Annotated in this window: 22 protein-coding genes; 9 read left to right on the top strand and 13 right to left on the bottom strand. The window is 64.0% G+C overall.

Features of this window, described 5'->3' with window-relative positions:
• From BM338_RS14190 to BM338_RS14180, 3 genes are read left to right on the top strand one after another with little or no spacing between them, the layout of a single operon-like run.
• Nucleotides 1-816, top strand: a complete 816-nt coding sequence (locus BM338_RS14190; RefSeq protein WP_090451735.1) for a phytanoyl-CoA dioxygenase family protein — start codon at nt 1-3, stop codon at nt 814-816.
• Entirely contained in the window at nt 813-2,384 is a 1,572-nt protein-coding gene (locus BM338_RS14185) for an alpha-amylase family glycosyl hydrolase (RefSeq protein WP_255367310.1), read from the top strand. Before BM338_RS14190 ends, BM338_RS14185 begins: the two co-directional genes overlap by 4 nt.
• Before the next feature lie 16 nt (nt 2,385-2,400).
• Nucleotides 2,401-3,330: a helix-turn-helix domain-containing protein gene (locus BM338_RS14180; protein ID WP_090451731.1), complete on the top strand. Its 930-nt coding sequence runs from the start codon at nt 2,401-2,403 to the stop codon at nt 3,328-3,330.
• On the opposite strand, the gene BM338_RS14175 is transcribed toward BM338_RS14180, so the two are convergent.
• Nucleotides 3,246-4,451 (bottom strand): MFS transporter, encoded by a 1,206-nt coding sequence (locus BM338_RS14175; protein WP_090451729.1) that lies wholly within the window; start codon nt 4,449-4,451, stop codon nt 3,246-3,248. The genes BM338_RS14180 and BM338_RS14175 overlap by 85 nt on opposite strands.
• Before the next feature lie 143 nt (nt 4,452-4,594).
• Here BM338_RS14175 and BM338_RS14170 point away from each other — a divergent pair, with 143 nt between their 5' ends.
• From BM338_RS14170 to BM338_RS14160, 3 genes are all read left to right on the top strand, one after another.
• On the top strand, nt 4,595-5,311 hold the full coding sequence (locus tag BM338_RS14170; RefSeq protein ID WP_090451727.1) for an HAD family hydrolase: 717 nt from the start codon (nt 4,595-4,597) through the stop codon (nt 5,309-5,311).
• Between the two features lie 24 nt (nt 5,312-5,335).
• On the top strand, nt 5,336-6,184 hold the full coding sequence (locus tag BM338_RS14165) for an NAD-dependent protein deacetylase (RefSeq protein ID WP_090452548.1): 849 nt from the start codon (nt 5,336-5,338) through the stop codon (nt 6,182-6,184).
• 171 nt (nt 6,185-6,355) lie between these two features.
• Nucleotides 6,356-7,252 (top strand): CHAD domain-containing protein, encoded by an 897-nt coding sequence (locus BM338_RS14160; protein WP_090451725.1) that lies wholly within the window; start codon nt 6,356-6,358, stop codon nt 7,250-7,252.
• A gap of 10 nt (nt 7,253-7,262) precedes the next feature.
• Here BM338_RS14160 and tadA read toward each other — a convergent pair whose 3' ends face one another.
• From tadA to folD, 4 genes are all read right to left on the bottom strand, one after another.
• Entirely contained in the window at nt 7,263-7,754 is a 492-nt protein-coding gene (gene tadA, locus BM338_RS14155; RefSeq protein WP_090451723.1) for a tRNA adenosine(34) deaminase TadA, read from the bottom strand.
• Nucleotides 7,755-7,834: 80 nt separating this feature from the next.
• Nucleotides 7,835-9,415 (bottom strand): glutamine-hydrolyzing GMP synthase, encoded by a 1,581-nt coding sequence (guaA, locus tag BM338_RS14150; RefSeq protein WP_090451720.1) that lies wholly within the window; start codon nt 9,413-9,415, stop codon nt 7,835-7,837.
• A gap of 124 nt (nt 9,416-9,539) precedes the next feature.
• Nucleotides 9,540-10,997, bottom strand: a complete 1,458-nt coding sequence (gene guaB / locus BM338_RS14145; protein ID WP_090451718.1) for an IMP dehydrogenase — start codon at nt 10,995-10,997, stop codon at nt 9,540-9,542.
• Nucleotides 10,998-11,102: 105 nt separating this feature from the next.
• Nucleotides 11,103-11,972, bottom strand: a complete 870-nt coding sequence (gene folD / locus BM338_RS14140; RefSeq protein ID WP_090451716.1) for a bifunctional methylenetetrahydrofolate dehydrogenase/methenyltetrahydrofolate cyclohydrolase FolD — start codon at nt 11,970-11,972, stop codon at nt 11,103-11,105.
• A 65-nt stretch (nt 11,973-12,037) separates the two neighbouring features.
• Here folD and BM338_RS14135 point away from each other — a divergent pair, with 65 nt between their 5' ends.
• The gene (locus tag BM338_RS14135) at nt 12,038-12,622 is read left to right on the top strand and encodes a GNAT family N-acetyltransferase (RefSeq protein ID WP_090451714.1); all 585 of its coding nucleotides are present in this window, start codon (nt 12,038-12,040) and stop codon (nt 12,620-12,622) included.
• On the opposite strand, the gene moeB is transcribed toward BM338_RS14135, so the two are convergent.
• The 8 genes from moeB to ndk all read right to left on the bottom strand — a co-directional run bounded on the left by moeB (nt 12,604) and on the right by ndk (nt 20,665).
• Nucleotides 12,604-13,767 carry a molybdopterin-synthase adenylyltransferase MoeB gene (gene moeB / locus BM338_RS14130; protein WP_090451713.1) on the bottom strand — a complete coding sequence of 388 codons (1,164 nt, stop codon included), beginning with the start codon at nt 13,765-13,767 and terminating at the stop codon, nt 12,604-12,606. The two genes, BM338_RS14135 and moeB, sit on opposite strands and share 19 nt — an antisense overlap.
• Before the next feature lie 56 nt (nt 13,768-13,823).
• Nucleotides 13,824-15,224: a ribosome biogenesis GTPase Der gene (der, locus tag BM338_RS14125; protein WP_090451712.1), complete on the bottom strand. Its 1,401-nt coding sequence runs from the start codon at nt 15,222-15,224 to the stop codon at nt 13,824-13,826.
• Nucleotides 15,225-15,246: 22 nt separating this feature from the next.
• Nucleotides 15,247-16,446 carry an outer membrane protein assembly factor BamB gene (gene bamB, locus BM338_RS14120; RefSeq protein ID WP_090451710.1) on the bottom strand — a complete coding sequence of 400 codons (1,200 nt, stop codon included), beginning with the start codon at nt 16,444-16,446 and terminating at the stop codon, nt 15,247-15,249.
• A 23-nt stretch (nt 16,447-16,469) separates the two neighbouring features.
• On the bottom strand, nt 16,470-17,120 hold the full coding sequence (locus BM338_RS14115; RefSeq protein WP_090451708.1) for a YfgM family protein: 651 nt from the start codon (nt 17,118-17,120) through the stop codon (nt 16,470-16,472).
• A gap of 150 nt (nt 17,121-17,270) precedes the next feature.
• Nucleotides 17,271-18,272 carry a helix-turn-helix domain-containing protein gene (locus tag BM338_RS14110; protein WP_090451706.1) on the bottom strand — a complete coding sequence of 334 codons (1,002 nt, stop codon included), beginning with the start codon at nt 18,270-18,272 and terminating at the stop codon, nt 17,271-17,273.
• Entirely contained in the window at nt 18,269-19,048 is a 780-nt protein-coding gene (gene pilW, locus BM338_RS14105) for a type IV pilus biogenesis/stability protein PilW (RefSeq protein WP_090451704.1), read from the bottom strand. Before pilW ends, BM338_RS14110 begins: the two co-directional genes overlap by 4 nt.
• The gene (rlmN, locus tag BM338_RS14100) at nt 19,038-20,171 is read right to left on the bottom strand and encodes a dual-specificity RNA methyltransferase RlmN (RefSeq protein WP_090451702.1); all 1,134 of its coding nucleotides are present in this window, start codon (nt 20,169-20,171) and stop codon (nt 19,038-19,040) included. The genes pilW and rlmN overlap by 11 nt, the downstream gene beginning before the upstream one ends.
• Before the next feature lie 68 nt (nt 20,172-20,239).
• Nucleotides 20,240-20,665, bottom strand: a complete 426-nt coding sequence (ndk, locus tag BM338_RS14095; RefSeq protein WP_090451700.1) for a nucleoside-diphosphate kinase — start codon at nt 20,663-20,665, stop codon at nt 20,240-20,242.
• A 186-nt stretch (nt 20,666-20,851) separates the two neighbouring features.
• Here ndk and BM338_RS14090 point away from each other — a divergent pair, with 186 nt between their 5' ends.
• On the top strand, nt 20,852-21,520 hold the full coding sequence (locus tag BM338_RS14090; RefSeq protein ID WP_090451698.1) for a TetR/AcrR family transcriptional regulator: 669 nt from the start codon (nt 20,852-20,854) through the stop codon (nt 21,518-21,520).
• Between the two features lie 68 nt (nt 21,521-21,588).
• Nucleotides 21,589-23,976, top strand: a complete 2,388-nt coding sequence (locus tag BM338_RS14085; RefSeq protein WP_090451696.1) for a 3-hydroxyacyl-CoA dehydrogenase/enoyl-CoA hydratase family protein — start codon at nt 21,589-21,591, stop codon at nt 23,974-23,976.
• Nucleotides 23,977-24,051: the final 75 nt, after the last annotated feature.

Genomic DNA, 24,051 nt, shown 5'->3' with positions numbered 1-24,051 from the left:
ATGACGATCGATATCGACCGCCCCTACCCGCTTTCCGAACGGCAGCTCGCCGAGTTTCGCCGTGATGGCTTTATCAAGCTCAAGGATGTGTTCAATGCCGACGAGCTGCGCCACTACGGCGAAGAGATCACGCGGCTCACCATCGCGCTGAATACGCAGACGCTGCCGCTGGAGCAGCGCTCGACTTATGACCGCGCTTTTCTGCAGGTGATGAACCTGTGGGAGGAAAGCGCGCGAGTTCGCGAGTTCGTGTTCGGTCAACGCCTTGCAGGACTTGCTGCTGCGCTGCTGCAAGTCGACGGCGTGCGCCTGTATCACGACCAGTCGCTCTACAAGGAACCCGGCGGCGGCATCACGCCGACGCATGCGGACCAGTATTACTGGCCGGTGGCGACCGACCGCACGATCACCGCGTGGGTGCCGTTGCAGGCAGTGCCGCAGGAGATGGGGCCGCTGGTGTTCTTCGCGGGCAGTCAGGCGGTGGAGTTCGGGCGCGACCTGGGCATTTCCGATGAGAGCGAGCGTGCCATCACTGCGCATATGGAGGCGCAGGGCTTTCGCGTGATCGACGAGCCGTTCGAACTTGGCGAAGTGAGTTTCCATCTGGGCTGGACGTTTCACCGTGCTGGGCCCAATCGCTCCGATCAGGCGCGCTCAGTGATGACGGTGATCTATATGGATGCCGATATGATCTTGAAGGCGCCGAGCAATGCCATGCAACAGGCTGACTGGGCGCGCTGGTGCCCCGACGTCGCTGTCGGCACAGTCATCGATACGCCGTGGAATCCCCTGCTATTCGGGGGGAGCTACGCGTGAACACAGCATGCTTATCGACAGTGCGGCGCCTGCTGTTTCTGCTCGTTGTAGCGGCTGGTTACGCGCATGCCTCTGATGGTCCACCGCGCGCCCGCGCGCCCGATGAGGTGTTCTACCAAATCTTTGAGCGCAGCTTTTACGACAGCAACGGCGACCGCGTCGGCGACCTCAAGGGCCTAACTAGCAAGCTCGATTACCTCAAGCAGCTTGGTGTCACCTCAATCCTGCTGACGCCGCTGCAGCCCTCGCCGTATTACCACAATTACTTCGCCACTGAATTCAAGGCCATCGATCCGGCCTACGGCAGCATGGATGACTACTTCGCCTTCGTGCGGGCCGCCCATACGCGTGGCCTGAAGGTCTATCGCGATGAGGAGTTCCAGTACGTAGCGGAAGGCCATCCCTGGTGGCGCGAATCGATCGGTCAGCCAAAGAGCCGCTACGCCAGTTATCTGTTGTGGCGCGATCCCTCGCACCGTGTCGTCGAGCCGTTTATGGACAAGCCCAAGTGGGCGGCCTACGACGGCCGCGATTACGGCATCGCCATGGTCGATCTCAAGCAACCGGCGGTGAAACAGTACTTCCAGGAACTGCTGTTGTTCTGGGCCGATCCGCATGGCGACGGCAGCGGCGCGGATGGCGTGGACGGCTTCCGCATCGACCACATGATGGACGACTTGGATAACAAGGGACTGAACACGCATCTGTTCGCGGACTTCTGGACGCCGATGTTCCAGGCGCTGAAAGCGCGGCGGCCGGCGCTGCGCATCATTGCCGAGCAATCCGACTGGGGCTTCGGCCAGGACTGGCTGGTGCGCGGCCATGCGGACATGGTGTTCGCCTTTCCGTTGCGCGGTGCACTGATACAGCTCGACAAACAGGCCATCATCAAAGCGGTGCGTGACACCGCGGCGATCACGCCGGCTGGCAAGGAGCAGCTGATCTTTCTGGAGAACCACGACGTCGACCGCTTTATGTCTGCGGTTGGCGACGACCCGGCCCGGGCGCGAGCCGGTGCCGCGATCGCTCTGCTGCTGAAGGGCACGCCGCTGATCTACTACGGCCAGGAGCTGGGCATGCGCGGGCGGGCGTTCAAGAACATCCCGTTGTCCGATGGCATCCAGATTCCGTCGCGCGAAGCGTTCCGCTGGAAGGCCGATCTGATGGCTACCGGTTCTGCTATCTGGTATCAGGGCGAGCAGCCGTGGTGGACCCAGCGCTTCAGCCGCTCGCACGACGGCGTGTCGCTGGAAGAAGAACTGGCCAGGCCCGACTCACTCTATCGTTGGTATCGCCAGTTGCTGGCGTTGCGGCAAGCGCGACCCGAACTGCGCGAGGGCGATCAGCGCCTCCTCTGCGACGACCGATCGGACGTGCTCTGCCTGCTGCGCGAACAAGGTTCGCGGAAAACGCTGTTATTGGTGAACCTGGGTCGCACGGATGCAAAGCCGGCATTGCCCCCGGCGATTACCGGCATCGCATGGAGCGATCTGCTGCATAGCGGCTCAGCGCATCCAGCCGACGAGATGTTGCATCCTATGCAGGTGCGCGTGCTGGGAACGCGCTGACAGGTAAACACGAGCGATGGCCCTGCCCCATCTCGAACGCCCGATCTGCGAACCGGTGGAACTACGCCCGGGCGCACCGGTGCGCGCCGAACGAATCCGGCAGGGACAGGAGGCGGGTGCCAGCGATTCGTTCCTGCACTTCCATGATGTCTATGAGCTGGTGCTGTTTGGCCAGGTGGGCGGCGCTTTCGTCGCCGATGACCAGCGTTATGCGCTAATCCCGCACAGCATCGCCTTCGTACCTTCGATGCAGCACCACGATTTTGCGCTGGCACCGGGGCCGCGCGACTGGGTGCTGGTGCAGATCGAGGCGACGGTTGGAGATGCGCTGGCGCGCGCTCCCGGTATGGAGCGGCTCAAGCAGCCCTTCTGTGCCCGGCCGGATCATGCGCTCTATCGGCGCCTAAGGCAGATCGCGGACTGGCTCGCCGGACTCGATGCCGCCGATCCGCTTGCCCTGCCGCTGACCGAAGCCCTGTTGCGTGCGGCGGTACGCGCGCCGATCAACCGCGGCGAAAAGCTGGCCACCGATGCTGCCGGATTGCAGCGCCTGCGACCCGCCATCGAGCGCCTGCGTCGTCATCCTGCTGATGCTCCCAGTGCGGAACAGGCGGCTATTTTGTGCGCGCTGTCGCCGGCGTATTTCAGCCGGCGCTTCAAGCAACAGGTCGGCATGAACTGGAGCGATTACGTGCGCACGCACCGGTTGCATCTCGCCAGCCGGCGCTTGCTGGAAACCGACCAGCCCATCGCGACCATCGCCGACAAGCTGGGCTTTGCCACGGCCTCGCATTTTGGCGAGCTGTTCCATCGCCATTTCGGCATGACGCCGAAGGACTATCGCCGCATCGGACGTGCGCGCTACGCGAACCCGGGCCCCGTGCGCAGGCGCAGCAGCAAGGTGAGTACCACGGCGAGCATCGCCGCTACAGCAGCCAAGGCATAGACGACACCGAAGCCCATGCCGCTGGCGATCCAGCCGCCCACCGGGCCGGTGATCGCCATCGCCACATCGAGGAAGACCGAGTACACACCCAATGCGGAGCCGCGACTGTGCGCCGGAACGCGATTGACGGCCTCGACGCCGAGCGCGGGGAATACCAGCGAAAAACCCAGACCGGCGATGGCGGCGCCGACGGTCGCCATGATGGCGCCGCTGGCTTGCCACAGGATCAGCAGGCCCACCGCCTCGCAGGCGAACGACACCATCGCCACGTAATAACCGCCCCACCAATTGATGGTGCGGCTGAAGACGAAACGCACGCAGGTGAACATCACGCCGAACACACTCAGGGTCAGCGCCGCGCCTCGCCATTGATGCGCGGCATAGAACAAAGTGATGAAGGTCGCGATGCAGCCGAAGCCGACGGAACCCAGTGCGAGCCCCATGCCATAAGGCACCACGCGCGCGGCGACATGCAGAAATGGCGCACGCTCTCCTGCTGCGACAGCCGTGGCGCGCTTCCGGCGTGCCAGTGGAATGGCAATGACCATCAGCGCAAATGTCGTCGCACCGATCGCGACAAAGCCGAACAGGCCTTCCAACCACATGCCAAGCGGTGCGCCAGCGGCGAGTGCGCCGTAGGTGGCGACGCCGTTCCAGGAGATCACGCGGGCCGTGTGCTGATGGCCCACCTGCCCCATGCCCCAGGCAATGGAGCCGGTGCCCACGCAGCTTTCTGCGCAACCAAGTGCGAGGCGGCCGAGCAGGATAAGGGTGAGGCTGAGCACGGCATGCCCCGCGGCGAACGCGCCCAGCAACAGAAACACGCCGCTGACGGCACACATGATCAGACCGGTCAGCACGGTGCGTTTCGGGCCGAGGGTGTCGGCCATGCGGCCGGCGTGCGGACGGCTGATCAGCGTCGCCACGTACTGCACGCTGATGGCGAGACCGGCCAGCATCGCGCCGTAGCCGAGCTGGTTGTGCACGAAGCCCGGCAGCACGGCCAGCGAGAGGCCGATGGTCAGATAGGTGACAAAAGTGAAGGCGACGGTGCTGAGGATGGGCACCATCACGCGGGAGCGCTGGTCGCGGGTCGACTCAGCGGAAGCAACCTGGGTCATGAGTACATCGGAGATGGCGTGCGGCAGCGGCGCACCCGCCTATTGTAAACGCGGATGCTGCAGCGCGTCATGACCGTATTGCCACAGCGGTTCCTGCGTTATCGTTTGCGTTGGTTTTGAACGAACTGACGGGAAGTTTTGACGTGATTGAGCTTGTGGGTTTCGACGGCGACGACACGCTGTGGCACAGCGAGGGCTATTACCAGGAAGCGCACGCCGAGTTCGAGCAGATCGTGGGCCGCTATGTCGACCTGGGCAACCTGCGCCTGCACGATCGCCTGCTGGCCACCGAGCGGCGCAATATCAAGCTGTTCGGTTACGGCGCCAAGGGCATGACCCTGTCGTTGCTGGAAGCGGCGATCGAGATCACCGGCTCGCGCATCAGCGCCGCCGACCTGCATCGCATTATCGGCATCGGCAAGCATGTGATGTCGCATCCGGTGACGTTGCTGCCGGGTATCCGCGAAGCGGTCGAGGCGGTGGCGGCGCGATACAAGATCGTGTTGATCACCAAGGGTGACCTGTTCCATCAGGAACAGAAAGTGGAGAGCTCCGGTTTGGCCGATCTGTTCCATCGCATCGAGATCGTGTCGGAGAAAGACGAGCGCGCTTATCGCCGTGTGCTGGGCGAGTTCGGCATGGGAGCGGAGCGCTTCGCGATGGTCGGCAACTCGCTGCGTTCGGATATCGCGCCGGTCGTGACGCTGGGTGGCTGGGGCGTGTACATGCCTTACCACGTGACCTGGGCGCACGAGGCGGATACCGATTTCGCGGCTACCTCGCCGCGCGTAGTGCAGGTGCAAGGCGCTGATGGCATCGCGGCGGCCGTGGGCGAACTGGGCCCGCGGGCCGCGGCCTGAGGTGCGCTGATGGATACCGATGCGATGTCTTCATCCGCCGGCTTAGTCGATGCCACTGCGCTAGAGCAGGACCGGCAACGACTGCACGACTTCATCGAAAGTCATCGCCGACTGTTTGTGCTGACGGGTGCTGGGGTCAGTACGGATTCGGGCATTCCCGACTATCGCGATAAAGACGGCGGCTGGAAGCGTCCGCAACCGGTGACCTTCCAGGCTTTCATGGGTGAATTACGCACACGGCAGCGCTACTGGGCGCGCAGTCTGGTCGGCTGGCGGCGTTTTTCGCTCGCCCGGCCCAATGCAGCGCATCTTGCGTTGGCGAAGCTCGAAGCGGCCGGGCGCGTGGAGGTGCTGCTGACGCAGAACGTGGATCGCCTGCATCAGGCGGCGGGCAGCCAGCACGTGATCGATCTGCACGGCCGGCTGGATCAGGTGCGTTGCATGGATTGCGGGCGGCTGATGCCACGCCAGGATTTCCAGCGGGAACTGGAGCATCGCAACCCGGCCTGGGCCGCGCTGGAAGCAACCGATGCACCGGACGGCGATGCCGACCTGGACGGGCACGACTTTTCCCTGTTCGTTATCCCGCCCTGCCCGGTATGCGGCGGCATCCTCAAGCCGGACGTAGTGTTTTTCGGCGAAGGCGTGCCGCGCGAGCGGGTGGAGGCGGCCACACGTAGCCTGGCGGCGGCGGATGCGGTGCTGGTGGCTGGCTCGTCGCTGATGGTGTTTTCCGGCTTCCGTTTCGTAAACGCGGCGGCCAAGGCGGGCAAGCCGATCGCCGCCGTTAACCGGGGGCGGACCCGGGCGGACGGCCTGTTCAGCCTGAAAATCGAGCAACCCGTGGCCGAGGCCTTGGCCCTGCTGGGCTGAGGTGGCTCGCGGACTCGGTTTTTTTGTAGCAAAGTAGATGGCCCGGCTCAGGCGACTGCGCCGGTCATTGTTCGTCCTGATCTGCATCAAGAAGCGCAGGGAGCGCTTCGGTTAAAGCTAGCGGCGTGGAAGCCGCAGCCACGCCCACCCGCAGCTGTCTGAGTCGAACTTATGCACCCGACCCCGCAAGACCAGTCCGCCACGCACCCGGTTCCGCCCAAAAGACGGGCGCCTTCCGGCGAGGCTTTCGGGGCGCTGTGCCATACGTACGAGAGCTATCTGGACAAGGCGGAAACTGCCCGCACCGAACTGCTGCGGCACTACCGGCCCAAATCGTTGCATGCGTGGCGCGTTGGACTGCGCCGCATCACCGCCACGCTCGACCGCGTGGCGCAGGCGCTCGGCGGCGACGAACCGCAGGCGTTGATCGAACAACTCAAAGTCTTTCGCAACGCAACGGGCCAAGCCCGCGATATCGACATTCTGCTCGACGAAACGCTGCCCGCCTTTATCGCCCAGGGACGTTTCGATGATGCCTGGCAGCAGGCCCTGGAGACGCGCCGCGCCGAGCTGCATCAACGGGCGGTCGATGGCCTGCGGCATACGCCGCTCGCGCCATCCCTGCGTGCATTCCGCGATTGGCGCGAAGCTCGCGCCCCCATGACGGACCAGGCGCTACGCCAGCTCGGCGCCGGGTTGATCGAAGCCCGCCTCCATCAGCTGCATAAGCGCGCGGAACGATTGGAAGATGGACGCAAACACCTGCATCGCGTGCGTACCACTACCAAGAAACTGCGCTACACCATGGAACTGTTCCAGCCGCTATTCCCCCGCCATGCCACGCGTCATTGGCTGGATCAGCTGGCCGAGCTGCAGACCCACCTTGGCGAGGCGCATGACCGCATGACCGGTCGCGCGCTCTGCCGCGAATGGTTGCCGGAAGCCAAGGGACATGAAGAGCTCAAGGCGTTCCGACGCTGGGCGAAGCGCACGGCGACTGATTCCACCGCCAAGGCAGCATCATCGCTGGAACAGCTCTGGGGGCTGGAGCGCTACTGGGATCGTTGAGCGCGCAGCCTCAACGGCGCGAGCGGAAAAACTCGCGCAGCATCGTCGACGACTCGTCGGCCAGCAGCCCGCCATCGACCTGGATGCGGTGGTTGTGGCGATCTGAAATCAGGGTGTCAAACACGCTGCCGGCGGCGCCGGTCTTGGGATCGGTGGCGGCGTACACCACGCGGCCGATGCGTGCATGCACCAGGGCCATGGCGCACATGGCGCAAGGCTCCAGCGTGACGTACAGGGTGGCGCCGGTCATGCGGTAATTGGCCAGCTTCTCACCGGCCGCGCGCAGGGCCTGGATCTCAGCATGGGCGGTGGGGTCGTTGAGCGTGATGTTGCGGTTCCAGCCCAGGCCGATGACTTCGTCGCCGAGCACCAGCACCGCACCGACCGGCACTTCGTTCTCGGCATCGCGGGCATGCGCGGCCAACTGCAGGGCGTGACGCATGAAGCGCTCGTCCTGTTCGGAGAAAGCCGGCGTTGTGGACTGGATGGGTTCTTCGGTCATTTCAAGGCATTACATGACATTCATGAGAAAAGTAGCGCAGCTCGCCTTGGCTCAAGAAGTAGCCAAAGCCAAACCCAGCCTCATTCCCACTCGATAGTAGCCGGCGGCTTGCCGCTTATGTCATAAACGACACGAGAAACACCGCGTAACTCATTGATAATGCGATTCGATACCTTGCCAAGGAAATCGTATGGCAGGTGCGCCCAATGCGCGGTCATGAAGTCGATGGTTTCCACCGCGCGTAGGGCGATCACCCATTCGTAGGCGCGGGCATCGCCCACTACGCCAACGGACTTCACCGGCAGGAAGACGGCAAAGGCCTGACTGGTCTTGTCGTACAGATCCCAGCTGCGCAGCTCTTCGATGAAGATGGCGTCGGCGCGGGCCAACAGTTCAGCGTACTCGGGCTTCACCTCGCCCAGGATGCGCACGCCCAGGCCGGGGCCCGGGAACGGATGGCGGTAGACCATCTCGCGCGGCAGGCCAAGTTCGACGCCGATGCGGCGCACCTCGTCCTTGAACAGCTCGCGCAGCGGCTCGACCAGCTTGAGCTTCATGTGCTCCGGCAGGCCGCCGACGTTATGGTGGCTCTTGATGACGTGGGCCTTGCCGGTCTTGCTGCCGGCCGATTCGATCACGTCGGGGTAGATGGTGCCCTGGGCCAGCCACTTCACGTGGCCGTCGCCGGCGGCGGTGACTTTGGCCGACTCTTCGTCGAAGATCTCCACGAACAGGCGGCCGATGATCTTGCGCTTGGCTTCCGGGTCAGCCACGCCTTCCAGCGCCTTGAAGTAGCGCTCCGCGGCATTCACGCGGATCACCTTCACGCCCATGTGCTCGGCCATGGTGGCCATCACCTGGTCGCCCTCCTTCCAGCGCAGTAGGCCAGTGTCGACAAAAACGCAGGTGAGCTGCTTGCCGATGGCCTGGTGCAGCAGTGCGGCGACCACGGAGGAATCCACGCCGCCGGACAGACCCAGCAGCACATGGTCATCGCCGACCTGGGCGCGCACGCGCGCCATCTGGTCTTCGATGATGTGCGCGGCCGTCCACAGCGTCTGGCAGCCGCAGATCTCGGTGACGAAGCGCTTGAGCAGCGCATTGCCCTGCTTGGTATGGGTCACTTCGGGATGGAACTGCACGCCGTACCAGCGCTTGTCCTCGTTCTCCATCACCGCGACCGGGATGCGGTCGGTGGTGCCGGTGATCACGAAGCCGGGCGGCGCCTTGGCGACGTGGTCGCCGTGGCTCATCCATACATCCAGGCGGTGGCAGGTGTTGTGGTCGCTCAGTCCGCTGAAGAGTCGGCTGGACGTGGCGATGTCCACTTCGGCATGGCCGAACTCGCGTGCATCGGCCGCCTCGGTGGCGCCGCCCAGCTGCGCGGCCAGGGTCTGCATGCCATAGCAGATGCCAAGGATCGGCAGGCCGGAATCGAACACCTGCTGCGGCGCCGTGGGCGCACCCGGCAGCGTGGTGGATTCGGGACCGCCAGACAGGATGATGCCCTTGGCGCCGAACGCGGCGATCTCGGCCGGATCGTGATCCCAGGCCCAGATCTCGCAGTACACGCCGATCTCGCGGATGCGCCGGGCGATCAGCTGGGTGTACTGCGCGCCGAAATCGAGGATGAGGATTTTGTCGCTATGGATGTCGGTCACGGTCCGGCTCCGATGCGCGGCAGTGCCCTGCCCTGCGCCTGTGTTCTGAAAACGCTCCGCCGGCACCGTAGGCGCCGGCGGATGGAAACAAAGCGCCGGCCATGGGGCCGGCGCTGGGGATCACTTATGAGTTGAGCCGGTAATTCGGCGCTTCCTTGGTGATCTGAATGTCATGCGGGTGCGCTTCGGTGACGCCAGCGGAGGTCACTTTGACGAACTGCGCGTTGTTGCGCACATCGTCGACCGTAGCAGCGCCGAGGTAGCCCATCGAGGCACGCAGGCCACCGATCAGCTGATGGATGATGTTGCGCAGCGGACCACGATACGGCACGCGGCCTTCGATGCCTTCCGGCACCAGCTTGTCGGCGTCCGCCTCGTCCTGGAAGTAACGGTCCTTGGAACCCAGCGCCATCGCGCCAAGCGAACCCATGCCGCGGTAGCTCTTGTAGGAGCGGCCCTGGAACAGCTCGACTTCGCCGGGGGATTCCTCGGTGCCGGCGAACATCGAGCCGAGCATCACGGTGGACGCACCGGCGGCAAGCGCCTTCGGGATATCGCCGGAGTAGCGGATGCCACCATCGGCGATGAGCGGGATTTCGTCTTTCAGCGCAGTGGCGACCATGTCGATCGCGGTGATCTGCGGCACGCCGACACCGGCGACCACGCGGGTGGTGCAGATCGAACCGGGACCTACGCCGACCTTCACTGCATCGACACCGGCATGCAACAGCGCGCGCGCGGCTTCACCAGTGACGATGTTGCCCGCGATCACCTGCACCTGCGGGTAGTTCTTCTTGACCCAGGCAGCACGATCGATCACGCCCTGCGAGTGGCCATGCGCGGTGTCGACCACCACCACGTCCACACCGGCATCGATCAGCGCGGCCACGCGCTGTTCGGTATCGCCACCCACGCCGACCGCGGCGCCAACCAGCAGGCGCTCATGCGCGTCTTTGGCAGCGTGCGGGTTGTCGCGAGCTTTCTGGATGTCCTTGACGGTGATCAGGCCGCGTAGCTGGAAGTCGTCATTGACCACCAACACTTTCTCGATGCGGTTCTGATGCAGCAACTGCAGCACGTCGTCGTGGCTGGCGCCTTCGCGCACGGTCACGAGCTTCTCCTGGCGCGTCATGATGTTGCGCACCGGGTCGTCGTGCTTGCGCTCGAAGCGCAGATCGCGACTGGTGACGATGCCAACCAGCTTCTCGCCATCCACCACCGGCACGCCGGAGATGTTGTGCGCACGGGTGAGCTGCAGCACTTCGCGGATCGAGGTATTGGGACCGACGGTGATGGGGCTGCGGATCACGCCCGCTTCGAATTTCTTCACCAGGCGCACTTCGGCGGCCTGCTGATCGGCGGTCATGTTCTTGTGGATGATGCCGATGCCGCCCTGCTGGGCCATGGTGATGGCGAGCCGCGCTTCGGTCACGGTGTCCATGGCAGCGGAGATGATCGGGATATTGAGGCGGAGGTTCCGGGTCAGCCGCGTGGAGGTATCCACGTCGCGCGGCAGGATGGCCGAATGGGCCGGAACGAGATAAACATCGTCGTAGGTGAGAGCCTCGGCGAGGATGCGCATGCGATTATGTCCCGCTGCAAAGAGGGAATTATACGCATCCACCCGTGGCGCTGCCAGCGTCACGGGTGAACAGAACGTCGCACGGACGGCTACAAAAGCGCCTGATTAGGCGACCTTGTGCGTGATGCCGCGAGACTCCGCGGCTTCCAGCGTGTTCTCCAGCAACGTGGCCACCGTCATCGGGCCGACACCGCCGGGTACCGGCGTGATCCAGCTGGCGCGCTTCGCCGCAGGCTCGAATTCAACATCGCCGACCAGCCGGCCATCGTCCAGGCGGTTGATGCCGACATCGATCACCACGGCCCCTGGTTTGATCCACTCGCCCTTGATCAGGCCCGGCTTGCCCACCGCCACGATGACGATGTCAGCCTGGCGGATATGGCTTTCCAGATCGCGCGTAAAACGATGGCAGCAGGTGGTGGTGCAACCGGCGATCAGCAGCTCCAGCAGCAGCGGCCGGCCGACGTGATTGGACACGCCCACCACCACCGCGTGCTGGCCGCGCACCGGTCGGTCGGTATGGCCGAGCAAGGTCATCACGCCGCGCGGCGTGCACGGACGCAGGCCGAAACGGCGCAAGGCCAGGCGGCCGATATTCACGGCCTGGAAACCGTCAACGTCCTTGGCCGGATCGATGCGGTCGACCAGGGCGTCTTCGTCGATATGTTCCGGCAGCGGCGACTGCACCAGGATGCCGTGGATCTCGGGATCGGCGTTGAGGCGGTCGATCAGCGCGAACAGTTCTTCCTGGCCAGTGGTCGCCGGCAAGTCATACCCGAAGGAGCGGAAACCGACCTGCTGGCAGGCTTCGTGCTTCTTGCGCACGTAGACGGCGGACGCCGGATCGCTGCCCACCAGCACCACCGCCAGACCCGGCTCGGACAACCCCTGTGCTTTGCGCTCGGCGACACGCCGGCCGATACGGTCCAACAGCTCTTTGGCGATGCGTTTGCCGTCGATGATCCGCGCGCTCATGATCGTGCCTGCCTGCAAAGATGCCTATTATCCGGGCTCGTCCATACGCACACAAACGACATCGCATGTCCGGCGAAGAAAATCACTGGCCCTCCTTCCCTCTCCCCGACACCCCCGTGGTGCTGCGTCCCTGGCAGCCCGGCGACGCCGATGCGCTGTTTGAGGCGGCCAGCGAATCGGTGGAAAGCGTAGGACGTTGGCTGCCCTGGTGTCACTCCGGCTATCGGCGTGAGGAAAGCGAAGCGTGGATCGCGTTGGCCCAGGCCGGCTGGCAGCAGGGTGAGCTGTTTGCCTTTGCGCTATTCGACACCGAAAGCCACGCTGTGGTCGGAGGCATGGGTCTCAATCAGTTTGACCGGCAGCACCGCAGTGCCAATCTCGGCTACTGGGTGCGCAGCACGCGGCAAGGCAAAGGCATTGCGGCCCGCGCAGTGCCCATCGTCGCGCGCTTCGGCTTCGAAACGCTGGGCCTGGTGCGGGTCGAAATCGTCTGTGCGGAGCAGAATCTTGCGAGTCGCCGCTGCGCGGAAAAAGCAGGCGCAAGCTATGAGAGCGTGGCTCGCCATCGGCTGGTGATAGGCAACACACCGGTGGACGCGGCGGTCTATGCGCTGATCCCCTCCGACCTCGGTCAGGTTGCGCAGAGCTGAGCGATATCCTCGTAACCCGTAAAAGCCACCGAGTGCCCGCAGCCAGGGCACTCGGGATCGCGCGGCAGGCGGGCTTCGCGGAAGCGCATGCTCAGCGCGTCGACATGTAGCAAGCGACCAACCAGAGGCGCACCCAGATCAAGGATGAGCTTCAAGGCCTCCGTCGCCTGCAGCAGGCCGACCAGGCCTGGCAATACACCCAGCACACCGGCTTCGCTGCAGTTCGGTGCTTCAGCGGCCGAGGGCGGCTCGGGGAACAGGCAGCGATAACACGGCGAATCGGCGCGGCGCGGGTCGAATACGCTGACCTGGCCGGTGAAGCGCTCTACAGCGCCGTACACCATGGGCAGCCCAAGACGCTGTGTGGCGGCGGCAACCAGATAGCGGGCGGGAAAGTTGTCGGCACCATCGATCACCAGGTCGTGCCCTGACAGCAGATATTCAACGTTGTCGGCGCGCAGGCGTTCTTCTCGTGTTTCGATACGAACACGCGGATTCAGAGCAGCCAGAGTCAGACGCGCGGATTCGGTCTTGGCCATGCCTACCCGGGCATCGGCATGGATTACTTGGCGATGCAGGTTGGAGCGCTCGACCCGATCGTCATCGATCAAAGTGAGTTGGCCGATGCCTGCTGCCGCGAGATAGAGCGCAGCTGGCGCACCCAGGCCGCCGGCGCCAAGCAGGGCGATCTTCGCCGCGCCGAGTTTCGCCTGCCCTGCCTCGCCTACTTGGGGCAGGCGCAGCTGGCGCGAGTAGCGCTCGGCGGCATCGGCATCCAACGCGCCCGTGCTTATCGGCAAGCCCTCGGCCTTCCACCGGTTGAAGCCTCCGGCAACGGAAACCACCCGACGGTAGCCCAAGCGCTGCAGGGCCTCGGCAGCAAACAACGAACGCTGACCGCTGCCACACAGCGCCAGGATGGCGCGATCGCGATCCGCCTCGACCTGTTCAATGCGCAACTCCAGGAAGCCGCGCGACAAACCCAGCGCACCGGCCGGCGTGCCTTCGGCGCGCTCGTGGTCTTCGCGCACATCGATCAGCAACGCACCTTGTGCCTGACGGCTCAAAGCGTCGACCGGAGAGATCTCGGGCACCCGCTGGCGTAGCTCGGCGAGCCAGCTTTCGCGATTGAATGACTCAGTCATGGCGCGAGTTTAGGACGATCCGGGACAGGACGCCCGGCTCAGCCGGAAACGGCGAATCAGCGCTTGCGCTTCTTCATCTCGCGGACCATGCGCTGGCGCTTGCGCAGCTGGCCTTCGGTCAGCACGTTCTTCTTGCCGGCGTACGGGTTCTCGCCATCGCGGAAATCGATGCGGACGGGCGTGCCTTCGAGACGGAAGCGCTTGCGGAAGAAGTTTTCCAGATAGCGCCGATAAGCCGGTGCGATGTGCTTGGTGCGGCTACCGTGGATCACGATGGTCGGCGGATTGCTGCCACCAGGATGGGCGAAGCGAAGCTTGGGCGCATGGCCGCGCACCAGCGGGGGCTGGTAGCCCTCGTAGGCGCGTTCCAGCGTCTTGGTCAGCTCGGACGAGCTCAGTTCCTTGGTGGCTGCCGCATGCGCGCGCACTACAGCGCGCATCAGTTCGCGCAGGCCGGAACCGTGCAACGCCGAAATGAAAACATTCTTGGCCCAGTCGACGAACTGCAGTCGACGCTCGAGTGCGCGCTGGCATTGCTCGCGCTGGTATGCATCCATGCCGTCCCATTTATTGACGGCGATGACCAGCGCACGACCCTCTTCCACGGCGTGGCCAATCAGGGTCAGATCCTGGTCGGCGAGGTTCTCGCGGGCATCGATCATTACCACGACCACCTGGGCCGCAGCCATCGACTGCAGCGTCTTGATGACGCTGAATTTCTCGACCGCTTCTTCGACGCGCGCCTTGCGGCGTACGCCAGCGGTGTCGATCAGGGTGTAGCGCTTGCCATCGCGTTCCAGCGGAACGCGGATGGGATCGCGAGTGGTGCCGGCGACCTCGGACACGATCAAACGGTCTTCACCCAGCAGGCGATTGATCAGCGTGGACTTGCCTGCGTTCGGGCGGCCGACGATGGCTACGCGAATGCTGCCAGCCTCTTCCGGCGACAACTCTTCGTGAGCGTCTTCCGGCAATAGGGGCAATACCGCCGCAATCAGCTCCTCAGTGCCACGGTTGTGTGCAGCAGACAGAGGCAAGGTGGAAGCGAGGCCGAAAGCCGAGAACTCGGCAAGCGCGTTCTGCTCATCGAGGCCGTCGGTTTTGTTGACCGCGGCGATGATCGGCTTGCCGCTGCGGCGCAGCTCGTCAAGGATGGCGCGGTCCTGCGGCAGCAGGCCATCACGCGCATCGACCACGAACACCAGCACCTGGGCCTCTTCGATGGCAAAACGCACCTGTTGCGCGGTGAGCGCATCCAGGCCGTTATCGACACCGGAGAGACCTCCGGTGTCGACCACCACAAACGGTTGTGTGCCAGTACGGCATACGCCGTAGTGGCGGTCGCGAGTGACGCCCGGCATGTCAGCCACCAGGGCGTCACGGCTGCGCGTCAGCGCGTTGAACAGGGTCGATTTACCGACGTTGGGGCGACCGACCAGAGCGACGACGGGCAGCATGACAGCTCATAATTCCTTGCGATCAGTGCGTGCCGAGACGATAGGCGCCGATACGGCCCTTCACGTCTTCGACATACACAGTGTCGCCAACCACCAACGGCTGGGCGCGGATCGCCTTCTTGGACAGGCGCTCACGCGCCGCAATGGCGCCGTCGCTGCCCTGCAGCCAGTGCACGTAGCCTTCCATGTCGGCGACCACGATGTAGTTGCTCTGTACCGCCGGGCCAGTGAGCCAGCGGTACTTCAGCGCATCGCTCTTCCACATGTCGGCACCGCCGCTCTTGTCAAAGGCCCAGACCTGGGACTGGTCATTGACGCCAAAGACCGCGTTGCCGCTGATGTCCAGCGAGGTGAAGGTGGAGAACGGACGCGCCCACAACGGACGGCCGCTGGGACCATCCACCGCGGCAAGCGAGCCGTGGTAGGCAGCGCCGTACAGCGTGCTGCCGTCGAGCAGGATGCCGCCGTCGGCGTCGTTCAGGCGATCGATCTCGGTGCGGCCTTCACCGCTCGCGAGATTTTGTTCCCACAGCTTCTCGCCGTTGTCCAGACGCAGCGCGACCAGCTTGCCGTTGTCGCTGCCGAAGAAAATCACGCCATTGGCGACCAGCAGCGGGCCATTGCCACGCAGGCTGAGCAGAGGCACGCTGCCCTGGTCGTAGGCCCAGCGACGCTCGCCGGTGGTGCTGTCGAGGCCGTACAGGCGGCCATCGGCCGTACGCGCGACCACAAGGTTGTTGACGATGGCCGGCGAAGACAGCACTTCCGAACTGACGGTCGCTTCCCAACGGGGCGAACCGTCCTTCGCGTTGATGCCGTAGACGTGGCCATCGAGCGTGCCGATCACCAACAGGTCACCGGACGCGACCGGACCGCCTGCATAGAAGGCGTCTTTACGCTTCTTGTCGCCCCAGCCGAACCAGCCCTTGGTGCTGGAACTCTTGGACCACAGGGTCTTGCCGCTGGTGGCGTCCATCGCGGCGATCTTGCCGTCCGTGCTGGCGGCGTAGATCACGCCGTCGGCGAAGGCCGGACGCAAACGCACACCACTTTCACCGGCACCGTCACCAACGCTGTTGGTCCACAGGCGGCTGACCTGCGCGGTGGGCTTGAAATTCTTGTCGAGCGGCGTCGGCGGCTGGACGTTTTCTTTCTTGAACGAATGGCAGCCGGCCAGTGCAACTACCGACGTCAGCGCGAGCAACATGGCCCGCTTCATCATTCCACGCTTCATAAACCCAGCTTTCATGCACCCTGCTTCCCGGCCACGGCCAGATTGTCGAGTTTCAACTGCAAGGCGCCGCTTTGCGGCGCACCCTCGCCCAGTGCGGCCTTGGCGGCCTCATAGGCCTTGCGCGCGTCATCCGGGTGACCAAGCTTGACCTGTGCGTCGCCGCGTAGTTCCTGGCTAAGCCCCACATAACTCTTGGGACCCATGCGATCGAGTGTTGCGATGGCTTCGGCAGCCTTGTCCTGCGCCAGCTGCACCTGCGCAATGCGCAGCTGCACGAGCGACTTCAGCTCACTCGCGGAGGCGTGGCTCTCGGCCCAGTTCAGCGACACCAGCGCCTTGTCCAACTGCTTGTCGTTGACCTGACGCACTGCGCGGTCACCGGCGGCGAACACGGCGTACGGCGTGTCGGCGTAATCTTTGAGCAGCGCTTCGGTCAGCGCTTCGGCGGTATCCGTCTTGCCACTAGCCGCGGCATTCTGGATCTGCAGGTAAAGCTGCGAAGCGTCGCCCTGATGGTTGGCCTTATGCTGGTTCCACTGCTGCCAGCCAAAGATGCCGACCAGGCCGATCGCAACGCCGACGACGATGGACAGGCCATTCTGGCGCAGCCATTTCTGTACGCGTTCACTTTGTTCGTAGTCGTCGTACGCTTCAAATGCCATGCAATTACCCTTCAGGGGGAACGATGCTCGCCGAGGTTCGACCCGGCCGTTCCGTCGCAAATATGGGGCAAGCCCGCTCGCCCGCACACTAGATGCGGGCAAAGGACAAGCATAACCGATTGCAGCCAGCCTGAGGGCTGGCTGCGGGAATCACACGCCAGCCGGCGTGGCCTTGCCGTCGCGCAATTCCACCTTGAAATGCGCCACGTTGGCTCGGCGGAAGCCGTCGAGAGCGATCGGCTGGCCGTCCAGCATGACTTGCGCCCCAGCGGCATTGCCAATGCGCACCACCAGCGGCTTGTCGCTGCGGTAGGTCTTGCTGATACCAGCCTGAAGCAGGCCGTATTCGAGTCGGGAACCGTCCTGCGTCGTCACTTCGACCCAGCTGGCGCTGGGCAGGCTAAGCACTAGGGTGTGCGCACCTTCGCCGATCGACTCCGGCTTGGTGTTGTCCTTTGGCGGCGCGTTGTCGCTGTTACCCAGCGACGGGAACGGCGCCATCGACGCCAGCAGCGGCTGCTGATCCTGATCGGCGGTGGACACGGTTGGCTTGGCTGGCGGCGCCGACGGATTGGCGGCCAGCGCCTGGGCGGTCGCACCCGTACTACCGGCGACGGCCGGAGCCGTTTCGGTCTGAGCCACGGGCGCGGCATCCAGCGGGGCCAGGTGGCTCACATCGCGATCCAGCGTGCCGCGCACGCCCAACCAGATGGTCGGCACCACGATGGCAGCGGTCAGCACCACATAGGTCGCGGCGCGTGCGTAGCGCTCGAGCAGATAGCGTGAGTGCGAGATGCCGCCGGTGGCAACCAGGGTCGGCTGCGAGGGCTTGAGGTGCCCCACCTCGGCCTGGATCGCCGCTTCGTCGACACCAACATGGCGACCGTACTTGGCGAGGTAACCGGCCAGGTAAACCTGGTAGTCGATGCCTGCATAGTCGCCGCTCTCGAGCTGGCGCAGCACGCGCACCGGAAGACGCAGCGCCTGGCCGCAACTCTCGATGTCCAGGCCACGTGCCTCGCGCGCGGCGCGCAGACGCGCACCAAAATTCTCCGGTAACGAGGTTACGTTACCTGCGCTTGCGGCGCTCGCATCGAACAGATCAATTTCTCCGGCATCGTGGCCGGTAGGTTGTGACTGCTTGGATGTCATTGGCTTGCGGATGAGTCGATGGCGCGGGCCTGATCCGAGTCCGGGAACTGGCTTTGCAATCGCCTGCTATAGGTGAGGGCAGCATCCTTGTTGCCCAGACGGGATTCAATGTCGTGGCCGAGCTTGAGCCCGGCAGGAGAGGGCTGCCCCAGAGCGTCATAGCGCTGGATGAAAGCGCGCGCACGGAAGGCATCGTTCTGCAGATACAACACATTGGCGAGCTGATACAGCGCGTCCATGTTTTGCGGATCGATTGTGAGCGCCTTGCGGAAATCATCCTCGGCACCCGCATTGTCGCCATTACCGAGCAGACAGCGCCCGGCATTGGTCCAGGCCAGTGCCGGGGTCTGATAGAACGGATCGGCCACCGCCTTCTGGAAGTACGCCGCCGCTTCGCTCGCCCTGCCCGTTTTGCACAGGAAGGCGCCGAGATTGTTGTTGGCGTCGCCTTTGGAGGGCTCCAGGGCAACCGCCTTGCGATAGTGCTGCTCGGCTTCCGGCAGATTGTTGATGCGCTCGTACAGCACCGCGATCACGGTATGCGCCGGGGCATAGTTAGGGTCGAACTGCAGCGCTTTATTGAGCTTGGTCAGCGCGCCCTGCAGATCGCCGTTCTGCATATAGGTCTGCGCCAGCTCGGTGTGCACGCGGGCTCCCTCAAGAGCGGTATCGCTCTTGCTGGCGCGTGGCAACGGGTTGTCCGTACCACCCGTGGTCGTACATGCAGCCAACGATGCGGCAAGAAAGCCCGCCAATAGCATCCGTTCAAGCCGCATGACTCGCACCTTCGTCCAGACGTTTGCGAAATTCGGCCTGGCGACGCGTGCGATCCAGCACCTGCCCCTTCAACTGGCCGCAGGCCGCATCAATGTCGTCGCCGCGGGTGCGGCGCAACATGGTCAACACGCTTGCGTTGAGCAGCTGGGTCTGGAAAGCGCGAATGGTGTCGGCGTCGGAGCGCTCGAAGCGCGTGCCGGGGAATGGGTTGAAGGGAATCAGATTGACCTTGCAGTTGGGCATGCGACGCATCAGCTTGATCAGCTGACGGGCATGCTCGGGCTGGTCGTTGACGCCCTTCATCAAGGTGTATTCGAAAGTGATCGACGTGCGCGGCTTGCGTGCCAGCCAACGCTGGCAGGAGGCCATGAGTTCGGCAATCGGGTAACGCTTGTTGAGCGGCACCAGTTCGGTGCGCAGCTCGTCGTTCGCTGCGTGCAGCGACACCGCGAGCGATACATCGATGGTTTCCGACAGCTTGTCGATCATCGGCACCAGGCCGGCGGTGGACAGCGTGACGCGCTTGGCAGCCAGGCCGAAGCCCAGGTCGTCGCGCATCAGGCTCATCGCCTTGGTGACGTTGTCGAAGTTCAGCAGCGGCTCGCCCATACCCATCATCACCACGTTGGTGATGCGGCGATTTTGATGCGTGACGTTGCCGAGATATTTGGCCGCCACCCACATCTGGCCGATCACTTCGGCCGTGGACAGATTGCGGTTGAAGCCCTGCGTCGCGGTGGAGCAGAACTGGCAGTTCAGGCCACATCCCACCTGCGAGGACACGCACAGCGTGCCGCGGGTTGGCTCGGGGATGTACACCGCTTCGACAGCGTTGCCGCCATCCATGCCGAGCAGCCACTTGTGCGTGCCGTCGGCCGCGGCCTTGTCGAACATTGTTTTCGGTGGAGCGATATAGCAGGACGCTTCGAGCTTTGCCCGAAGCGCCTTGCCTACGTCCGTCATGTTTTCGAAGTTGTCTTCCAGGTGATGGTAGATCCACTTCATCACCTGCTCGGCGCGATAAGGCTTCTCGCCGATCTGCGTAAAGAAATCACGCAGACCCTGGCGATCGAAATCGAGCAGGTTGACCTTCTCAGTTGAAGTGGATGTGGCCTGGTTCATGATCTTCTAAACAGTGCGGCCATGGATGGCCGCTTTGTGATCTTTGCGCTCACGGATGAGCGCAAAAATTACCGTGAAAGAACTTCCGTCGCGGCGAAGAAGTACGCGATCTCGACCGCAGCCGTTTCGGCAGCGTCGGAACCGTGCACAGCGTTCGCATCGATGGAATCAGCAAAGTCGGCGCGGATGGTGCCCGGCGCGGCTTCCTTCGGATTGGTAGCACCCATCAGATCGCGATGCTTGAGTACAGCGTTCTCGCCTTCCAGCGCCTGGATCATCACCGGACCAGAAATCATGAACTCGACCAGCGCGTTGAAGAACGGACGCTCGCGATGCACAGCGTAGAAGCCCTCGGCTTCCTTGCGCGACAACTGCTTCATTTTGGCGGCGACAATCTTGAGGCCGGCCTTTTCGAAACGAGCATAGATTTCGCCGATCACGTTCTTGGCAACAGCGTCGGGCTTGATGATGGAAAGGGTGCGCTCCAGCGCCATGTGATGTCTGCTCCGGGAAAACTGGTATTTGAGTGGGCGGCCTGGCAACAAGCCAGCAAATTAGGCCAAATCCAGCAAAGAATCGCGGATTTAGCTCACGAAAGTCTGACAGATTCTAACTGATACGCAAGCCGGGCTCTCAGGGCGTTGTAAACGATCGTTTGACCTTTGGGATTCCTCCCACGTATGCTCAAACGATCGTTTGACTCCTGTTCGAGCCACCCGGGGACCGCCCACTTGCACAGCGCGCCACATTCGACCAAGGAACGCATCCTCAGCTCCGCCGAGGAACTCTTCGCCCGCCACGGCTTTGACGGCGCCTCGCTGCGCCAGCTGACGGCAGCCGCCGGAGTCAACCTGGCCGCGGTGAACTACCACTTCGGCTCCAAGGACCGCCTGATCGAGGAGGTCTTCCGCCGCCGCCTGGACGAGCTCAACGGCCGCCGCATGGCCGCCCTGAACCGCATCGCCGGCCAGGAGGAGACCACCCTGGAAGACGTGCTGGCGGCCTTCATCAAGCCCGCACTGGACCTGTCGCACGATGGCAACGGCTCCCTTTTCATGCGTGTGCTGGCCCGGGCCTTCGCCGAGCACGACGACACCCTGCGCAAGTTCCTGTCCGACAACTATGGCCACGTGATGCGCCAGTTCACCGCCGAGTTCGCTCGCCTGCTGCCCCACCTGAGCAAGGAGGAGCTGTATTGGCGCGTGGACCTGGTGACCGGTGCCCTGACCCACGCCATGTCCGGCTTCGGCATGATCCAGCGCAAAAGCGATGTCACAGAACACACGCATCGTGAGCAGGCCGCCGCGCACCTGATCCGCTTTGCCGCCGCCGGCCTCAGCCATCCCTGAATTCCCGAGGGCCGGCAACGGCCCCGCCATTCGTCTCAACACCCTGTGTCTGCACTTCGGAGAAGCCAATGACCGCTCCATCCTCATCGAAGCCCACACTGCGCATCCGCAAGGCCGCGGTGCTCGGCGCCGGCGTCATGGGCGCGCAGATTGCCGCGCACCTGACCAACGCCAACGTCGAGACTGTGTTGTTCGACCTGCCCGCGAAGGACGGTCCCAAGAGCGGCATCGCGCTCAAGGCCATCGACAACCTGAAAAAGCTCTCGCCCGCACCGCTGGCCGACAGCACCCGCGCCGCCGCGATCATCCCGGCCAACTACGACGATGACCTCGAGCACCTGAAGGACGTCGACCTGGTGATCGAGGCGATCGCCGAACGGATGGACTGGAAGCTGGATCTCTACAAGAAGATCGCGCCGTTCGTCTCTCCCACCGCCGTGCTGGCGAGCAACACCTCCGGCCTGTCGATCAACGGCCTCGCCGAAGCGCTGCCCGAAGAAATGCGCCACCGCTTCACCGGCGTGCACTTCTTCAACCCGCCGCGCTATATGCACCTGGTCGAGCTGATTCCGACCAAGCTCACTGACAAGACCGTGCTCGAAGGCCTTGAAGCCTTCCTCACTACTACCGTCGGCAAGGGCGTGGTCTACGCCAAGGACACGCCGAACTTCATCGGCAACCGCATCGGCGTGTTCTCGATGCTGGCCACCATGCATCACACCGAGCAGTTCAAGCTCGGCTTCGACACCGTCGATGCGCTGACCGGCCCGGCTGTAGGCCGTCCGAAGAGTGCGACCTACCGCACCGCCGACGTGGTCGGCCTGGACACCATGGCGCACGTAATCAAGACCATGGCCGATACGCTGGCTGACGATCCGTGGCACGAATACTTCAAGGCGCCGGTATGGCTGCAGGGCCTGATCGACCAGGGTGCGCTGGGCCAAAAGACCGGCGCCGGCTTCTACCGCAAGGCCGGCAAGGACATCGTGGTGCTCGACGTCGCCAAGCGCGACTACCGCGTGTCCGAGCAGAAGGCATCGGACGAAGTGTCCGCCATCCTCGCCATCAAGGATCCGGCCGAGAAGTTCGGCAAGCTCCGCGCATCAAATGACCCGCAGGCGCAGTTCCTATGGGCGACCTTCCGCGACCTGTTCCACTACACCGCGTATCACCTGGCCGACATCGCCGACACCGCGCGCGACGTCGACTTCGCCATCCGCTGGGGTTACGGCTGGAAGCTCGGTCCGTTCGAGACCTGGCAGGCTGCCGGCTGGCAGCAGGTGGCCGGCTGGATCGCCGAGGACATCGCCGCCGGCAAGGCCATGAGCAAGGCGCCGCTGCCGGCGTGGGTCACCGACGGCCGCACCGGCGTGCACAGCAAGGCTGGTTCGTACTCGGCCAGCGCGAACACCGATAAGCCGCGTTCGCAGCACCCGGTCTACCAGCGTCAACTGTTCCCCGATCCGATCCTGGGCGAGAAGTTCGACCAGGGCACCACCGTGTGGGAGAACGATGGCGTGCGCCTGTGGACGCTGGGCGACGACGGCGTCGGCATCATCTCGTTCAAGACCAAGATGAATACGGTCAACGACCAGGTGCTCGACGGCGTCCAGCAAGCCATCGACGTGGCCGAGCAGCAGCTCAAGGCCGTGGTGATCTGGCAGACCGGCGAGCCGTTCTCGGCTGGCGCGGATCTCAAGGGCGCACTCGGCCTCCTGCAGGCCGGCAAACTCGATGACTTCGAGAAGATGGTCGCTAACTTCCAGCGCACCAGCATGCGCATCAAGCATTCGCTGGTGCCGGTGGTGTCCGCTGTGCGCGGGCTCGCTCTTGGCGGCGGCTGCGAATTCCAGATGCATTCGGCGCGCACCGTCGCGGCGCTGGAAAGCTACATCGGTCTGGTCGAAGCCGGTGTGGGCCTGCTGCCCGCCGGTGGCGGCCTGCATGAGCTGGCCGTGCGTGCCGCACAGTCCAGCCCGTCCGATCCGTTCGAAGCGCTGAAGAAGGTGTTCGAGACCGTGGCGATGGCCAAGGTTTCCGGCAGCGCACTCGAAGCCAAACAGCTGGGACTGCTGCGCGACAGCGACATCGTGGTGTTCAATGCCTACGAGCTGCTCTATGTCGCCAAGCAGGTGGCTCGCGCGCTGGCCGAAAGCGGCTACCGCCCGCCGCTGCCTGCTCGCACCATCCCGGTGGCCGGCGATGTTGGCACCGCGACCTTCCGCGCGTCGCTCGCCAATCTGCAGGCCGGCTACTTCGCGTCCGAGCATGACGTGGCGATCGCCACCCGCATCGCGGACACGCTGTGCGGCGGCGCCATCGAGCGCGGCTCGCTGGTGGACGAAGAATGGCTGCTAGCGCTAGAGCGCAAGCACTTTGTGGAACTGGCGCAGACGGAGAAAACGCAGGCGCGTATTGCCCACACCATGACCACCGGCAAACCGCTCAGGAACTAACGCTCGTCGTCCCGACGAAAGCCGGGACCCAGCGACTTCGCTTTACCGCCAACGACACTGGATTCCGGCCTCCGC

It is taken from the genome of Dyella sp. OK004, assembly GCF_900114495.1.
In the GTDB taxonomy this organism is placed as follows: Bacteria; Pseudomonadota; Gammaproteobacteria; order Xanthomonadales; family Rhodanobacteraceae; genus Dyella_D.
The sequence above is the reverse complement of the archived record's forward strand: the minus strand, read 5'-3'. Positions and strand labels throughout refer to the sequence as shown.

Coding starts and splice junctions, on each gene's coding strand:
- BM338_RS14190 (WP_090451735.1), top strand. CDS start 1: ATGACGATCGATATCGACCGCCCCTACCCGCTTTCCGAACGGCAGCTC.
- BM338_RS14180 (WP_090451731.1), top strand. CDS start 2,401: ATGGCCCTGCCCCATCTCGAACGCCCGATCTGCGAACCGGTGGAACTA.
- BM338_RS14175 (WP_090451729.1), bottom strand. CDS start 4,451: ATGACCCAGGTTGCTTCCGCTGAGTCGACCCGCGACCAGCGCTCCCGC.
- BM338_RS14165 (WP_090452548.1), top strand. CDS start 5,336: ATGTCTTCATCCGCCGGCTTAGTCGATGCCACTGCGCTAGAGCAGGAC.
- BM338_RS14160 (WP_090451725.1), top strand. CDS start 6,356: ATGCACCCGACCCCGCAAGACCAGTCCGCCACGCACCCGGTTCCGCCC.
- tadA (WP_090451723.1), bottom strand. CDS start 7,754: ATGACCGAAGAACCCATCCAGTCCACAACGCCGGCTTTCTCCGAACAG.
- guaB (WP_090451718.1), bottom strand. CDS start 10,997: ATGCGCATCCTCGCCGAGGCTCTCACCTACGACGATGTTTATCTCGTT.
- folD (WP_090451716.1), bottom strand. CDS start 11,972: ATGAGCGCGCGGATCATCGACGGCAAACGCATCGCCAAAGAGCTGTTG.
- BM338_RS14135 (WP_090451714.1), top strand. CDS start 12,038: ATGTCCGGCGAAGAAAATCACTGGCCCTCCTTCCCTCTCCCCGACACC.
- moeB (WP_090451713.1), bottom strand. CDS start 13,767: ATGACTGAGTCATTCAATCGCGAAAGCTGGCTCGCCGAGCTACGCCAG.
- der (WP_090451712.1), bottom strand. CDS start 15,224: ATGCTGCCCGTCGTCGCTCTGGTCGGTCGCCCCAACGTCGGTAAATCG.
- bamB (WP_090451710.1), bottom strand. CDS start 16,446: ATGATGAAGCGGGCCATGTTGCTCGCGCTGACGTCGGTAGTTGCACTG.
- BM338_RS14115 (WP_090451708.1), bottom strand. CDS start 17,120: ATGGCATTTGAAGCGTACGACGACTACGAACAAAGTGAACGCGTACAG.
- BM338_RS14110 (WP_090451706.1), bottom strand. CDS start 18,272: ATGACATCCAAGCAGTCACAACCTACCGGCCACGATGCCGGAGAAATT.
- pilW (WP_090451704.1), bottom strand. CDS start 19,048: ATGCGGCTTGAACGGATGCTATTGGCGGGCTTTCTTGCCGCATCGTTG.
- rlmN (WP_090451702.1), bottom strand. CDS start 20,171: ATGAACCAGGCCACATCCACTTCAACTGAGAAGGTCAACCTGCTCGAT.
- ndk (WP_090451700.1), bottom strand. CDS start 20,665: ATGGCGCTGGAGCGCACCCTTTCCATCATCAAGCCCGACGCTGTTGCC.
- BM338_RS14090 (WP_090451698.1), top strand. CDS start 20,852: ATGCTCAAACGATCGTTTGACTCCTGTTCGAGCCACCCGGGGACCGCC.
- BM338_RS14085 (WP_090451696.1), top strand. CDS start 21,589: ATGACCGCTCCATCCTCATCGAAGCCCACACTGCGCATCCGCAAGGCC.